General features: G+C 69.3%; 13 protein-coding genes. 2 read left to right on the top strand and 11 right to left on the bottom strand.

The features are described 5' to 3' along the window. The 4 genes from WMF14_RS47020 to aceB all read right to left on the bottom strand — a co-directional run bounded on the left by WMF14_RS47020 (position 1) and on the right by aceB (position 6683). Positions 1-756, bottom strand: coding sequence for a hypothetical protein (locus tag WMF14_RS47020; protein ID WP_437797287.1), 756 nt, complete (start codon positions 754-756; stop codon positions 1-3). Between the two features lie 268 nt (positions 757-1024). Continuing rightward, a complete protein-coding gene (locus WMF14_RS47015; RefSeq protein ID WP_437797285.1) occupies positions 1025-3385 on the bottom strand; it encodes a glutamine--tRNA ligase/YqeY domain fusion protein in 2361 nt (786 codons plus the stop codon). Between the two features lie 301 nt (positions 3386-3686). Further along, positions 3687-4985, bottom strand: coding sequence for an isocitrate lyase (gene aceA, locus WMF14_RS47010; protein ID WP_272096448.1), 1299 nt, complete (start codon positions 4983-4985; stop codon positions 3687-3689). A gap of 75 nt (positions 4986-5060) precedes the next feature. Continuing rightward, entirely contained in the window at positions 5061-6683 is a 1623-nt protein-coding gene (gene aceB, locus WMF14_RS47005) for a malate synthase A (RefSeq protein ID WP_437797283.1), read from the bottom strand. A gap of 211 nt (positions 6684-6894) precedes the next feature. Here aceB and WMF14_RS47000 point away from each other — a divergent pair, with 211 nt between their 5' ends. After that, positions 6895-8325 (top strand): helix-turn-helix domain-containing protein, encoded by a 1431-nt coding sequence (locus tag WMF14_RS47000; RefSeq protein WP_272096445.1) that lies wholly within the window; start codon positions 6895-6897, stop codon positions 8323-8325. A 63-nt stretch (positions 8326-8388) separates the two neighbouring features. Here WMF14_RS47000 and WMF14_RS46995 read toward each other — a convergent pair whose 3' ends face one another. From WMF14_RS46995 to WMF14_RS46985, 3 genes are read right to left on the bottom strand one after another with little or no spacing between them, the layout of a single operon-like run. Continuing rightward, positions 8389-8760, bottom strand: a complete 372-nt coding sequence (locus tag WMF14_RS46995) for a response regulator (protein WP_437797281.1) — start codon at positions 8758-8760, stop codon at positions 8389-8391. After that, positions 8760-9452, bottom strand: coding sequence for a histidine kinase (locus tag WMF14_RS46990; protein WP_437797279.1), 693 nt, complete (start codon positions 9450-9452; stop codon positions 8760-8762). The genes WMF14_RS46995 and WMF14_RS46990 overlap by 1 nt, the downstream gene beginning before the upstream one ends. 30 nt (positions 9453-9482) lie before the next feature. Next, on the bottom strand, positions 9483-10916 hold the full coding sequence (locus tag WMF14_RS46985; RefSeq protein WP_437797277.1) for a sigma-54-dependent transcriptional regulator: 1434 nt from the start codon (positions 10914-10916) through the stop codon (positions 9483-9485). 809 nt (positions 10917-11725) lie between these two features. On the opposite strand from WMF14_RS46985, the gene WMF14_RS46980 reads away from it, so the two are divergent. Further along, positions 11726-12205: a hemerythrin domain-containing protein gene (locus WMF14_RS46980; RefSeq protein ID WP_437797275.1), complete on the top strand. Its 480-nt coding sequence runs from the start codon at positions 11726-11728 to the stop codon at positions 12203-12205. Positions 12206-12441: 236 nt separating this feature from the next. Here the strand turns inward: WMF14_RS46980 and WMF14_RS46975 are convergent, their stop codons facing one another. The 4 genes from WMF14_RS46975 to WMF14_RS46960 form a co-directional block, all read right to left on the bottom strand. Then, a complete protein-coding gene (locus tag WMF14_RS46975; RefSeq protein WP_272096439.1) occupies positions 12442-12726 on the bottom strand; it encodes a hypothetical protein in 285 nt (94 codons plus the stop codon). Between the two features lie 15 nt (positions 12727-12741). Next, positions 12742-12960: a hypothetical protein gene (locus WMF14_RS46970; protein ID WP_272096438.1), complete on the bottom strand. Its 219-nt coding sequence runs from the start codon at positions 12958-12960 to the stop codon at positions 12742-12744. Positions 12961-13010: 50 nt separating this feature from the next. After that, positions 13011-13568, bottom strand: coding sequence for a hypothetical protein (locus WMF14_RS46965; RefSeq protein WP_437797272.1), 558 nt, complete (start codon positions 13566-13568; stop codon positions 13011-13013). 234 nt (positions 13569-13802) lie between these two features. Continuing rightward, positions 13803-13967: a DUF1328 domain-containing protein gene (locus WMF14_RS46960; RefSeq protein WP_272096436.1), complete on the bottom strand. Its 165-nt coding sequence runs from the start codon at positions 13965-13967 to the stop codon at positions 13803-13805. Between the last annotated feature and the right edge of the window lie 79 nt (positions 13968-14046).

Raw genomic sequence — 14046 nt, 5'->3', positions numbered from 1 at the left:
CTACTCGAGGAAGACGGACACTGAAGCCTTGTAGCGGTCGGTGCCGCGCGGAAAGACGTGGGCGCCGCACGGCAGCTTGAGCGGCTCGCGGTCGTGGCAGTCCGAGAAGCTGCCGTCCTGCTTCGGCCCATCGCACACGTCCTCACATTCGCCCACGACATCGATCGGGCAGTTGTCGAGCGAGGGCCCGCAGACGCGCGGGATCGACCTCTTGCCCGGCGCGAGGCAGGCGAAGAGGCTCTGCGGCTTGTGGAAGACGTTGCCGAAGTAGGTCGCCTCCGGGGTGTCGTACCTCGCCCGCTCCCACTTCGTGGACGAGAGCGCCGGGTTCTTTCCGCGGAGCGAGATCATGACGTGCTCGCCCCGGTAGTTCACGCGCGCCAGCAGGCACGCGGAGACCCACTCCTGGCAGTTTTCATCACACGAGCCGCGCTTCTTGCCCCACTCGGGCGCGAGCCCGAGATCCCCGTCAAAGCTGTAGGACACCCCATCGACCTTGACCTCGATGCTGTCCTCCTCGGGGAGAGCGCAGCTCACAATGAAGCTGAGGAGCTCCCTCGACACGGGATCACGGAGCGCGCCTCTCGTCAGCGAGTTGGCGGTCAGCGCGTTGGCCGTCAGCGCGTTGGCCGTCAGCGCGTTGGCCGTCAGCGCGTTGGCCGTCAACGCGTTGGCCGTCAGCGCGTTGTGAATCGTGACCTCCTGCTCGGCCTCCGCCACCGCCTCGTCATCCCCTTCGAGCTCGGCAGACGCCACGCAGGCAGCCTGCGAGAACGACACAGCCACGCAAGCGAGGAGAGCGAACTGGCGTGCAGATTCCATAGTACCAATCAGATCTACACCACTCCATCTATCAAGTTCAAATATTTTATGGAGATTTTGCTGGACATCTTTCTGCACACCGCCTCCACACCACCACGACACGCGTCACGTAGTCAGGTGCCGGGAGTGGGATAACGCAGAGCGCAGCACTCGGGCGCACCCCGCGTCGGGGAGGAAGGGAAACAGCGCGTGGGTGGGAGATTTACGCCAGCTTCCTGGCCAGCAGCGTATTGACCAGGTCCGGGTTCGCCTTGCCGCCGGAGGCCTTCATGACCTGACCGACGAAGAACCCGATCAGCTTCGAATTCCCCGCGCGGAAGCGGGAAACCTCGCCTGGATGACCGGCGATGATCTGGTCGACGATCCGCTCCAGGGCGCCTTCGTCGGCGACCTGCCGGAGCCCTCTCTGCGCGACGATCGCCCTCGGGCTACCGCCTTGCTGCATTATCTCAGCGAGGACATCTTTCGCGATCTTCCCGGAAATCGTCCCGTCATCGATCAGCGCCAGGAGCTCGCCGAGCTGCGCCCCCGAGACGGGGAGGTCGCCTGTCTTCCTGTCCTTCAGCTCACGGGCCAGCGAGTGGATGACCCAGTTGGCGGCGCCCCGGGGGTTGTCGTGCGCGGCGACCGTCTCCTCGAAGAGCCGGAGGAGGCCGTCGTCGTCGGCCAGGACCACCGCGTCGTCGCCCGGTATCCCACGTGTTTCGATGAGGTGTCTGGCCTTCTCGGCCCGCGCCGGGTCGAGCCGCGCGAGGCGCTCCTCGAAGGGCGCGCGCTCGCGCCGAGGCTCCGGCGGCGGCGCCTTGGCGGCCGGGCCCGCGGGCGCGGGCTCGGCGGCCCGAGCGGGCCTCTCGGCCGAGAGCCTCGACCATGAGTCCTTGAGCGCCACCGTGCGGTTGAAGACGGGCGCGCCGGGCGCGGAATCGACGGGATCCACGAAGAAGAACCCCTGGCGCTCGAACTGGACATGGCTCCCCTTCTCGACCGTGGACAGGCTCGGTTCCACCTGACACCCGCTCAGGACAACCAGCGAACCAGGATTCAAGTTCTCCATAAAATCCTTTCCCTCCTCGACCGCGTCGGGCCGCTCGACCGTGAAGAGCCGGTCGTAGAGCCGGACCTCGGCGGGGAGCGCGTGGGCGGCCGAGACCCAGTGCAAGGTTCCCTTCGGCTTGCGCCCGTCGGGCGCCTCACCGCTCTTCGTGGGGCGATCGTACGTGCACCGGAGCTCGACGACCTCTCCTGTAGCCTCGTCTCTCACCACCTCGCGGCAGGTGATGAACCCGGCGTAGCGGAGCCGCACCTGCTGCCCGGGCGCGAGCCGGAACCACTTCTTGGGGGGGTCCTCGAGGAAGTCGTCGCGCTCGATGTAGAGCACCCGGGACAGGGGGACCTTGCGGGAGCCTTCCCTCGGCACGTCCTCGGGCCAGTAGGGCGCGTCGATCTCCTCGACCTGCCCCTCGGGGTAGTTCTCGAGGACGACCCGGAGGGGGCGCAGCACCGCCATGACGCGCGGGGCGCGGAGGTTCAGGTCGTCTCGGACGCACGACTCGAACTTGGCGATGTCCACCATGCTGTTCGTCTTGGCGACGCCGATCTCCTCGCAGAACGAGCGGATGGCCTCGGGCGTCACCCCGCGGCGCCGGAGGCCGGCGATGGTGGGCATGCGCGGGTCGTCCCAGCCCGTCACGAGCCCGCCCTTCACGAGCGCGAGCAGCTTTCGCTTGCTCATCACCGTGTAGCTCAGGTTGAGCCGAGCGAACTCGTACTGGCGAGGGCGGGACGGGACGTCGAGGTGCTCGACGATCCAGTCGTACAGCTCCCGGTTGTTCTCGAACTCCAGCGTGCAGATCGAGTGGGTGATCCCCTCGATCGCGTCGGAGAGGCTGTGAGCGAAGTCGTAGAGCGGGTAGACGCACCACGCGTCGCCCGTCCGGTAGTGGCGCGCGCGCTTGATGCGGTAGATCGGCGGATCGCGCATCTTCATGTTGGGAGCGGCCATGTCGATCTTGGCCCTGAGCACGTGCGCGCCCTCCGGGAACTCCCCTGCTCTCATCCGGGCGAAGAGATCCAGGCTCTCCGCGACGGACCTGTTCCTGTAGGGGCTCTCCCGACCGGGCTCCGTGACGGTGCCGCGGAGCTCGCGGGTCTCTGCCTCGCTCAGGCTGCACACGTAGGCTCTGCCCTTCTGGATGAGCTCCACCGCGAAGGCGTAAAGCCGCTCGAAGTAGTCCGACGCGAAGAAGAGCTTGTCGCCCCAGTCGCCGCCGAGCCAGCGCACGTCCCGCAGGATCGACTCCACGTACTCCATGTCCTCGGCGGCCGGGTTCGTGTCGTCGAAGCGCATGTGGCATGCGCCCCCGAAGTCTGCCGCCAGCCCGAAATTCAGCAGGATCGACTTCGCATGTCCGATGTGCAGGTAGCCGTTCGGCTCGGGCGGGAACCGGGTCACGACCCGCGTGTGCCTGCCGGCGGCGAGGTCCTCGGCGATGATGTTTCGGATGAAGTTGGACGCGGCGACGCTGCTGTCAGCGTCGCTCGCTCTGGGGCTCTGCGTTGTCACAGCTCTTTTCACCTCGGCTCGGGCGGCGCCGCCCGCGCCGAGCCTACTCAAACGGCACCCGCCGGGCCACCGCGGAGACGGCGCCCGCCCGGCGCGCCGGCGCCGCGCTCCCGCGAGGACGGGCGCCTCGCGAAGCGCGGGGGAAGACGCGGCGGAGGGGGACGGCGGAGGCCTCCCCTTGAATTCTTCGGAAAATTCACAGGGAAACGGGGAGATACGCCGCGCGGGCGAGGGCGGCGGGGGGCGCCGCGGCGGACAGACGCGGGCGTGCGCGACGGACGGCGCACGCCCGCGCGGGCGCTCAGAACTGGGCGGCCTCGGTGGACTCGTGGAGGGCCAGCGTGGACGCAGCGCCGCCCGAGATCACCTGGGCGACCTCGTCGAAGTAGCCCGTCCCGACCTCGCGCTGGTGGCGGGTCGCGCTGTAGCCGAACTGCTCGCCGGCGAACTCGGCCTGCTGCAGCTCGGAGTACGCCGCCATCCCGCGGCGCTGGTACTGGCGGGCGAGCTCGAACATGCTGTGATTCAGCGAGTGGAACCCGGCGAGGGTCACGAACTGGAACTTGTACCCCATCGCGCCGAGCTCGCGCTGGAACCGCGCGATCGTCGCGTCGTCGAGGTGCTTCTTCCAGTTGAACGAAGGCGAGCAGTTGTAGGCGAGCAGCTTGCCCGGGAACTGCTTGTGGATCCCCTCCGCGAAGCGCTTCGCCTGATCGAGGTCCGGCGTCGAGGTCTCGCACCAGACGAGGTCCGCGTAGGGCGCGTACGCGAGCCCGCGCGCGATGGCCGCCTCGAGGCCGCCCTTCAGCACGAAGAAGCCCTCCGGCGTGCGCTCCCCCGTGACGAACGGCTTGTCGCGCGGGTCGACGTCGGACGTGATCAGCTTGGCGCTGTCGGCGTCCGTGCGGGCCACGAGGACGGTCGGCACGCCCATGACGTCGCTGGCGAGCCGGGCCGCGATCAGGGTGCGGATGAACTGGCTGGTCGGGACGAGGACCTTGCCGCCCATGTGCCCGCACTTCTTCTCGGAGGCGAGCTGGTCCTCGAAGTGAACGCCCGAGGCGCCCGCCTCGATCATCGCCTTCATCAGCTCGAACGCGTTGAGCGGCCCGCCGAAGCCCGCCTCCGCGTCGGCCATGATGGGCGCGAGCCAGTAGCGCCCCGCCTTGCCCTCGGCGTTCTCGATCTGGTCGGCGCGGAGGAGCGCCTGGTTGATGCGGCGCACGAGCGTCGGGACGCTGTTCGCCGGGTACAGGCTCTGGTCGGGGTACATCGTCCCGGCCTCGTTGTTGTCGGCCGCCACCTGCCACCCGCTCAGGTAGATGGCCTTGAGCCCGGCCCGGACCTGCTGCATCGCCTGGTTGCCGGTGAGGGCGCCGAGCGCCGCAACGTAGGGCTCGGAGTGCATCAGGTTCCAGAGCCGCTTGGCGCCGAGGGTCGCGAGCGTGTAGTCGATACGGACGGTGCCGCGGAGGCGCGCGACGTCCGCCTCGGAGTACGGGCGGACGATGCCGCTCCACCTGCCCGGGACGGTGTCGCTCGGCGGCGCGTGCAGCGAGTCGGCGGAGATCGGCGTGTTCAGCGGGAAAGCAGCGGACATGACTGGGCTCCTAATGCGTTGGGGTTGGGGGCGGCAGCGGCCGCTGTGTCGACGTCAAACGAAGCGCGCCGGGCGTCACGAGCGCTGCTCTCCGGCGCTGGAGATCAAGAGCTCGTAAGCAGGCAGCGTCAGGAACTCCTCGAAGGTCTCTCCGATCGACAGCCGCTCGAAGAGCGCGCGCGCCTCGGCGAAGCGGCCGCCGTCGAAGCGCGCCGGGCCGAGCGCGCCGCGGAGGGCGGCCATCTCGCTGTCCACCGCCGCGCGGAAGCGCTCCACGGTGAGCGGCTGGCCATCGTCGAGCGTCGCCCTGTGGCGGATCCATTGCCAGACCTGGGTGCGGGAGATCTCCGCGGTGGCCGCGTCCTCCATCAGGTTGTAGAGCGGGACGCAGCCGAGGCCGCTGATCCACGCCTCGAGGTACTGGACGCCGACCCGGATGTTATGGCGCAGGCCCGCCTCGGTGCGCGCGCCCGCCGGGACGCGCAGCAGGTCGGCCGCCGAGACGCGGACGTCCTCGCGCTTCCGCTCGATCTGGTTCGCAGCGGGCATGTGCGCGTCGAACACCTCGCGCGCGAGCGGCACGAGCCCCGGGTGCGCGACCCAGGTGCCGTCGTGTCCGTCCTTCACCTCGCGCAGCTTGTCCGCGCGCACCTTGTCGAGCGCCGCGCGGTTCGCCTCCGGGTCGCTCTTGATCGGGATCTGCGCCGCCATGCCGCCCATCGCGTGCACGCCCCGGCGGTGGCAGGTCTTCACGAGCAGCTGCGTGTACGAGCGCAGGAAGTGCTGCTCCATCGTCACCTGCGAGCGATCCGGCATCACGCAGGCCGGGTCGTTCCGGAGCTTCTTGATGAAGCTGAAGATGTAATCCCAGCGACCGCAGTTGAGGCCGGCCGAGTGCTGCCGGAGCTCGTGGAGGATCTCGTCCATCTCGAACGCCGCGGGCAGCGTCTCGATGAGGACCGTGGCCTTGATCGTGCCGACGGGCAGGCCCAGCGCCTCTTGCGCGAACACGAAGACGTCGTTCCAGAGGCGCGCCTCCAGGTGACTCTCCATCTTCGGCAGATAGAAGTAAGGCCCGGTCCCGCGGCGGACGAGCTCACGCGCATTGTGGAAGAAATAGAGTCCGAAATCGAAGAGCCCGCCTGGCAGCGGCTTGCCGTCGAGCTCGACGTGCTTCTCGGGGAGGTGCCAGCCGCGCGGGCGCACGAGCAGGGTCGCCAGCCTGTCTCCGAGGGCGTAACGCTTCCCGGTCGCCGGGTCCTCGTGGCGGAGCTCGCGCCGCACCGCGAGCCTCAACGCCGCTTGCCCCTCGATGAGGTTCTTCCACGTGGGCGACGTGGCGTCCTCGAAATCGGCCATGAACACGCTCGCGCCCGAGTTCAGCGCGTTGATGATCATCTTGGGATCGACCGGACCCGTGATCTCCACGCGCCGGTCGAGGAGGTCCTCGGGCAGCGGCGCAACGGTCCAGTCGCCGTCGCGCACATCCCGCGTCTCGGGGAGAAAATCGAACCGCTCGCCCGCGTCCAGCCGCTTTTGCACGGCGCGCCGCCGGGCGAGCAGGGCCGGTACCCGGTCAGCGAACTTGCGCCCAAGACCGGAAAGGAAACGGAGGGCCTCTGGCGTGAGGACGGACTCGTCGCCCCCGACCCGAGGAGCGAGCAAGCGGACGCTTGCGGTCTCATGATTCTGGCTCATCCATATCTCCTGCAACGCTGCGCGTCGTTACAAGCAACCTATGTTTGTCGACGAGGTTTCAGCGTCAACTTCGCTCTGAAATGCAGGCGGATAACGATGTAGACGAAAGGGCTTTACAGCGTGTTAACGTGTAAACTATTGTAAATTTCCACCAGGGCGAGCTGCGCCTACATCTCATCCAGGTTGTCCCAGTTACGTCGGGAGGGTCCCCATGGCCGATGCACCTCTTCTCGGAGCCAAGGTCCGCGCGCTCCGGCGTCGCGAGCACATGACGCAGGTCGATCTGGCGGAGCGCCTCGGTGTCTCGGCGAGCTATCTGAACTTGATAGAGAACAACCGGCGTCCGCTGACTGCGCCGCTGCTCATCCGGCTTGCCCAGATATTCCAGCTCGACCTCCAGAACTTCGCGTCGGAAGAGGACGTCCGGCTCACGGCCGATCTCCACGAGGTGTTCGGCGATCCCATCTTCGAGAGCCACGGGCTGACGAACGCGGATCTGCGCGAGCTCGTCGCGGCGTCGCCGAACGTCGCGCGCGCGGTGCTCACGCTCTACCGGACCTACGCGACGACGCGTGAATCGCTGGATACGCTGGGAGAGCGGCTGGCGGGGGACGGGTTCGTCGGGGTCGACAACTCGCGGCTACCATCCGAGGAGGTCAGCGATCTCATCCAGCGCCGGATGAACCATTTCGCGGAGCTCGAGGAGGGCGCCGAGGCGCTCTGGCGCGAGGCGGAGCTCGACGCGGACGACGTCTACCGCGGCCTCGTCCGGTACCTCCGCGCGACGCGCGGCATCGAGGTGCGCATCGTCCGGGTCGCGGACGAGCGCCAGGCGATGCGGCGATACGACCCCGACAGGCGCGTGCTAAGCATCTCCGAGGTGCTGCCGCCCCGCAGCCGCAGGTTCCAGCTTGCGCACCAGCTCGGCCTCTTGACGCAGTCGACGGCCATCGACCGCATCCTGCGCGACGAGAACCTCACGACCCCGGAGTCCCGCGCGCTCGCCCGCGTCGCGCTGGCGAACTACTTCGCGGCCGCGATCCTCATGCCGTACCAGCCGTTCCTGGAGGCGGCGCGCGCCGAGCGCTACGACATCGAGCTCCTCGCGCACCGGTTCGGCACGAGCTTCGAGCAGGTGTGCCATCGGCTGACGACGCTCCGCCGCCCGGGCTCCGAGGGGGTGCCCATGCACATGGTCCGCATCGACATCGCGGGCAACATCTCGAAGCGCTTCAGCGGCTCCGGCATCCGGTTCGCGCGGTTCAGCGGCGCGTGTCCCCGCTGGAACGTCCACGCCGCCCTGATGACGCCCGGCATGATCCGGATCCAGCTCTCGCAGATGCCCGACGGCGCGGTCTACTTCTGCATCGCGCGCACCGTGCGCAGCGACCGCGGCGGCTACCACGTCCCCCACACGGTGCAGTCGATCGGCATGGGCTGCGACGTCCGCTACGCCCGCGAGCTCGTCTATGCCGACGGGATCGACCTGGACAACATCGGCGCGGCCGTGCCCGTCGGCGTCACGTGCCGGACCTGCGAGCGCCTCGACTGCGCCCAGCGCGCGCTGCCGGCATTGCAGCACCCGCTCCGCCTCGACGAGAACCGGCGGGGCGTCTCGTTCTACGCGTCGGTCGACAAGTGAGGCGAGCCAGCGACAGGCGCGCCCGGGCGGCCAGCGCGCGGCGCGGGCTCGCGGGCGGCCCGCTCAGCTGGGTCGCCCGAGCAGCTCGTTGAGCGTGGCCACGAGCCGGGCCACGTCGATGGGCTTGACCATGTGCGCATGAGCGCCGGCCGTCCGGCTCTTCTCGCGATCGTCATCCCCGCCGAATCCGCTCACCACGATCACCCCCCGCGGCCTGTCCGCGAGCGACGCGACCAGCTCGACGCCGCTGCCATCGGGGAGCGACACGTCCGTCACCAGGGCATCGACCGCGCTCGCGGCGAGCAGCGAGCGCCCTTCCTCGCACGAGCGCGCCACGAGCACGCGGAAGCCGCGGCGGCGGAGCGCCATGCCGAGCAGCGCCGCCGTGTCGTCGTCGTCGTCGATCACCAGCACCTGCGGAAGCTCCGCGCTCATCAGGCCCCCGCCTTGCGATCGGCCGCGTTCAGCGGCCACTCCAGGGTGATCCTCGTCTCCGCGCCCACGCGGTCGGCCCGCGCCTCGCCGCCGTGCGCCTTGAGCACGCCGTCGATCACCCGGACGGGCAGCGCGCCGTCGGCGAGGGGATCCGCGTCCGGCGAGAGCGCGGCCTCGAAGAGCTTCTCCACCGAGGCCGCGCTCGAGTCGGTCGTCACCACCACCCGCGCGCGATCGGCGTGGGCCGCGAGCGCCACGACGACCCGCGCGCGGGCGACGTTCAGGGCGAGCATGAGCGCGTCCGAGAGCGCCGCGGTCAGCGAGACGGCGTGCGCGAAGCCGCGCACGGGGGCGAGGTCGAGCGCCACGGTGACGTCGCGCCGCCCGTAGACGAACGACGCCTCCGCGACGGCCTTCTGGACGAGCGCCTCGAGGTCGAGCGGCTGCGTCGGGGCGTCGAGCTGCCGCGGCAGCTCGGACGCGGCGGTGTAGCGGTCGGCGAGGCGCAGCAGGCGGCGCACGCCCCGCCGCGCCATGGTGAAGTACGCCGCGTTCTGGGCGGTGGCCTCCCCGCCGAGGGCGCTCTCCAGCTCGTTGAGCGCCGTGGCCACCACCCCGGCGGGCCCGCGGACGTCGTGCCCCGCGCGCGCGAACAGCTTGTAAATCGACTCGGACAGCGCCTTTTCGCTCATGATTCGTTACGCCTCGCCTCGCGCTCCGTCTCAGCTCAACGAGGAGCTCGCCGAGCCCGGCGAAGAGGCCGCCTTGTCCTTGTCTGGGCCCTCGTCCCCGCCCGAGCCGTCCTGCTCCCCGTAGCGCTCCAGCTTGCGGTAGAGCGTCCGCCGGTCGAACCCGAGCATCTGGGCGGCGCGCGACTTGTTGCCGCCGACGAGCGCGAGCACGCGCTTGATGTAGCGCTTCTCGAGCTCGTCCATCGTCATGATCTCCGCCGGCTCGTCGACGGCGACGACGAAGCGGTCGGGCCGGTAGGCCTGGACCTTCTCCGGCAGGTCCTCGACCGTGATCTGCTCGAAGCGAGCCAGCGCCACCGCGCGCTCGATGCTGTTCTCGAGCTCGCGCACGTTGCCCGGCCAGTTGTACGCCGTGAGCTTCTCCGCGGCCGCGGTCGAGAGCGAGAGCACGCCCTTGCTGCTGCGGGACGAGAACTTCTCGAGGAAGTGCATCGCGAGGTGGAGCACGTCGGTGCCGCGCTCGCGCAGGGGCGGCAGGTCGATCTTCACGACGTTGACCCGGTAGTAGAGGTCCTCGCGGAACCGCTTCTCGTACACCTCGGTCTCGAGGTCGCGGTTCGTCGCCGTCACGATGCGCGCGTCGAAGGGGATCTCGGCGTTCGAGCCCACCGGCCGCACCTTGCGCTCCTGCAGCGCGCGGAGCAGCTTCGGCTGGACCTCGAGCGGCATCTCGCCGATCTCGTCGAGGAAGATGGTGCCGCCGCTGGCCTCGAGGAACAGGCCGGTGCGCTGGGTCTTGGCGTCGGTGAAGGCGCCGCGCGCGTGGCCGAAGAGCTCGCTCTCGAGGAGCGCCTGGGGCACCGCGGCGCAGTTGACCGCCACGAAGGGGCCGGACCGGCCGCTCGCCTCGTGGATCGCCCGCGCGATGAGCTCCTTGCCGGTGCCCGTCTCGCCGTGCACGAGGACCGAGGCGTCGCTCCGCGCGACGCGCCCGATCAGATCGTAGACGCGCTTCATCGCAGGGCTGCGCCCGACGAGGCCCTTGGTCTGCTGGACGTCGTGGGCCGCCTCGCGCAGGCGCTTCACCTCCGAGCGGAGGCGCCGATGCTGGACGGCGCGCGAGACCGTCAGGCCGAGGAGGTTCGCGTCGAGCGGCTTCGTGACGAAGTCGAACGCCCCGGCGCGCATGGAGGAGATGGCGGTCTCCATGCTCCCGAGCGCCGTCATGACGATGACGAGCATGTCGGGCCTCGCGCCGAGGATGCGCTCGCAGAGCTCCAGGCCGCTCATCTCGCTCATGCCGACGTCGGTCAACACGACGTCGAAATCGTCGTCGCTCACCAGCTCGAGCGCGCTCTTGGCCGAGGTACGCGCCGCGACGGAGAACTCCTGCCTCTTAAGGAGGGCTTCGACCAGATCACACGTCGCTTCGTCGTCGTCGACGACGAGTATCCTGCCGCTCATCGCGTGTCCTTCCCCGGCAGCTCTTCTAAAGGTCGACCGCTGCCTGCAGTTGCAGGGAACGTGCCACGGAGAGTCCGCGCCATCAAGCCCAGTCCGCTCCTCGCCGACATCCTTCCGACGTGACGTTTCGCCACAGGTGCGCGTTCTTGCCTCATCCTGGATGGCACCGGCCGCGCGCGGCGGCCGAGTGCTCCGCCGCCGACGGGGCCAGCGACCGCCGCTGCGCCCGAGGCGCCGTCGCCCGTAGGGGACTTACCGACCCCGCCGTTCCTCCACGGATCGGCGCGGGCCGGCAGCGCGCCGCTTCGCGGTGCATGTGGCGCCCCTCCGGCGGGCCACACGCGCCAGGCGCCGCCATGGAGGCGCCGTCGCGGTCTCACGCGGGCGCCGTGCGCCTCTCTCGATGAGACGGCTGCGCCTCCCGGGAACAGCCGAGTCCGCCCGAGCCCCGGGGGTCATGGCAAGAGGCGAAATTCCACATCGATATTCCCTGTCCAGCATCCAGCGTCTCTTCGCATCCGGAATAAACCTAATCGGCACGGTGATTGCTTGAGTGCGCCTCATGCAGAGGAGGGGGGTGGGGGCTCGCGCGCTCGCGGGCCTTGCCGCCGATGCTGTGCGCGCTGCGCGACGGCGCGATGTCACATCGCTGAAGGCTCGGCGCGCCGCCTCGAGCCCTCGGCCGAGGCCGTTGCGTGAGCTGGTCGCGAGCGAGCGAGGGCGACTAGCACTCTTTTCACCTCGATGAACGACGACCCATCCACCTCGATGAACAACGACCTGACGTCCGGTCCTTGAGAGGAGAATGCATGAAGGCGACACAGCTCTTGAAGGGGCAACACCGCGAAGCCGAGAGGCTCTTCGATCTGGCCCTCTCGACCACAGGCGATGTCCGGCGAGCGACGGACGAGCTGACCAAGCACCTCCTCGCCCACATGCTCGCCGAGCAGGTGGTGCTCTTTCCGGAGCTGCTCGCCGTCGAGCCGGACCTCATCAGCGGGGCCTGCGAGGAGCACACGGTCACGCGGTTCGAGATCCGGCGCGTCGTCGGCACGGCGCCGGAGGACCCGAGCTTCAAGACCAGGCTCGCCACCCTGAGGGACCTCGTCGCGCACCACGCCGAGGAGGAGGAGCGGGACCTCTTGCCGAGGATCGAAGCGGAGCTGACCGAGGACACGAACGAGCGCCTCGGCCGGCAGATGCTGGAGCTCTTCGAGGCGCTCATCGCCCACTCCCGCCGCCCCCACGTCTCGAGCCACGCCCCGCTCCGCACAGCGAGGGCGGCCTGACGGCCGGCGCCCTGCCTCCGGCGGGCCGTGCCAACTTTGCCCGGAAAAGATCACAGAGAGGCGGGGAGACAGGGAGATTACTGAGTTTTTTCTCCCTGCCTCCCCGCCTCCCTGTTCCAATTTGACCAGCACCCTCCGGCGTCCCGTCGTTCGCCCGCCCTCTCCCGCGGCCACCACAGGCGCTCTGCGAGAGCCCCCGCGGCGCCCTGCGCGAAGCGCGGGGCGAGCTCGGTGGATCAGGGGCCGGTCGCGGGCGCGTCGCCGGGGCCGGTCGGGCCGCCGTGCGCGGGTCCGTATCCGTGGGACTCGCCGTAGCCGAGATCCTCGGGGACCATGGTGTCCGCCGGGCTCGACGGAGCGGGCGAGGCGGCGCTCCGCGCGTCGTTCGCGACGAGCTCGTAAACGCCGCGCTCGAGCTCCACCTCGTCGAGGGCCGAGCCGCAGGCCCGGCAGGGCGTGGCCGCCGTCGACACGAAGACGTACCGGCGGCCACAGGCTTTGCATCGGAGCTCGCGGATCATCGCTGCTCACCCCGTTCAGTTGGGTTGACCTCGCCGGGCCGCCTCCTCGGCTTCGCGCAGCTCGTCGCCCTCGGGGCCGTCGAGCGCGCGGGCCGCCTCCTCGGCGTTCTCCTTGATCTTGCCGGCCTTCACCGACTGCTCCACCCCCTCTCGGTAACGCCGATCGGCCGTGTGGTTGCCCTCTCCCTCGATGTCCGCCGACGGGGTGTGCTGGGTCGCCTTCTGATTCGCCATCCTATCCTCCTCGTGTCGAGCTTTGCTGGGCCCGGGCCAACGGGCTTGCATCAGACGCGCCGCTTCGCCGCCTGGATCGCGCGATCCAGCTCGTCCACCCGCTGGTAGACGCCTTGTTTCACCTGGTCGAGGGTCTCGCTGGTCGCCGCGTCGAGGTCGCGCAGGCTCCTGCGGACCGCCTCCGACTTGTCCTCCACATCCTTCATCAACCTGCCGACCTCGTCCTTGGGCAGCTTCTTCTCGGCCTTTTCTCGGAGCTCGACGGCATCCTTCTCGAGGTCCTCGATCCTGCGCGACGTGGACGCGCGCACGTCCTCGCGCGCCTTCGCCAGCTCCGCCTGGGCCTTTGCCGTCTTCTCCTGGGCCTCGACGGCGGCGTTGTTGAGCTTCTCCGCGGCCTCCCGGAGCGCGTCGTCGGTCGCCCGCTCGGCCCGCCGGTCGATGTCGGCGACCTTCTTGTCGAGCTCGGTGGCGACCTCCGCCGCCTTCTGCTGCGCCTCGCGCTGCGCGCGCTCGGCCTTGGTTTGCGCGTCCGCCGTGGGAGACTCGCAGCCCACGACGGCGCTCATGACGATGGCGATAGGCAGGAATGTTCGGACGGTCAACATGATGATCTCCTCTGGTCTTCGGTCGACGCGCGACCTTGCGTCCGGGCGAGAGCCCAGCGCGACACGGACGCCCCATCGACGCCGCCCGGGATGGGCCTCATGGCGCGATAGATGGGTCGACCCGCGGTATTGCGTGTTGCGACAGACGTGCCATGCGGAATCATGGATACCGCCCGGCCTGGCGAGGCATGTCGCCCCGATCGTGGCCTCCGGGCACGTGCGGTGCGCATGGCGTCAGGTCGGGGCGCGTCGGCCGAGCGCGAGGGAGACGACCGCCAGGACGAGGAAGATGACGAAGAGCAGCTTCGCCACCGAGGCGGCGCTCGCCGCGAGGCCGCCGAAGCCGAGGATCGCAGCGAGGATCGCCACGATGAAGAACGCGACACTCCAACTGAGCATGATAACCTCCTCATTGGGTGAATCACTGGGTGAATCGGTGTTCCAGCGCTTCGATGCTGCGTTGTTGCAGCGATTGCAG

It is taken from the genome of Sorangium sp. So ce693, from assembly GCF_051521375.1.
GTDB lineage: Bacteria > Myxococcota_A > Polyangia > Polyangiales > Polyangiaceae > Sorangium > Sorangium atrum.
This window is presented reverse-complemented; position numbering and strand designations above follow the sequence as displayed.

Bases quoted from the DNA above. Each gene is read 5' to 3' on its own strand.
- WMF14_RS46990 (WP_437797279.1), bottom strand. From the start codon at position 9,452: ATGAGCGAAAAGGCGCTGTCCGAGTCGATTTACAAGCTGTTCGCGCGC.
- WMF14_RS46965 (WP_437797272.1), bottom strand. From the start codon at position 13,568: ATGTTGACCGTCCGAACATTCCTGCCTATCGCCATCGTCATGAGCGCC.
- WMF14_RS46980 (WP_437797275.1), top strand. From the start codon at position 11,726: ATGAAGGCGACACAGCTCTTGAAGGGGCAACACCGCGAAGCCGAGAGG.
- aceA (WP_272096448.1), bottom strand. From the start codon at position 4,985: ATGTCCGCTGCTTTCCCGCTGAACACGCCGATCTCCGCCGACTCGCTG.
- WMF14_RS46960 (WP_272096436.1), bottom strand. From the start codon at position 13,967: ATGCTCAGTTGGAGTGTCGCGTTCTTCATCGTGGCGATCCTCGCTGCG.
- WMF14_RS46985 (WP_437797277.1), bottom strand. From the start codon at position 10,916: ATGAGCGGCAGGATACTCGTCGTCGACGACGACGAAGCGACGTGTGAT.
- WMF14_RS46995 (WP_437797281.1), bottom strand. From the start codon at position 8,760: ATGAGCGCGGAGCTTCCGCAGGTGCTGGTGATCGACGACGACGACGAC.
- aceB (WP_437797283.1), bottom strand. From the start codon at position 6,683: ATGAGCCAGAATCATGAGACCGCAAGCGTCCGCTTGCTCGCTCCTCGG.
- WMF14_RS46975 (WP_272096439.1), bottom strand. From the start codon at position 12,726: ATGATCCGCGAGCTCCGATGCAAAGCCTGTGGCCGCCGGTACGTCTTC.
- WMF14_RS47000 (WP_272096445.1), top strand. From the start codon at position 6,895: ATGGCCGATGCACCTCTTCTCGGAGCCAAGGTCCGCGCGCTCCGGCGT.
- WMF14_RS46970 (WP_272096438.1), bottom strand. From the start codon at position 12,960: ATGGCGAATCAGAAGGCGACCCAGCACACCCCGTCGGCGGACATCGAG.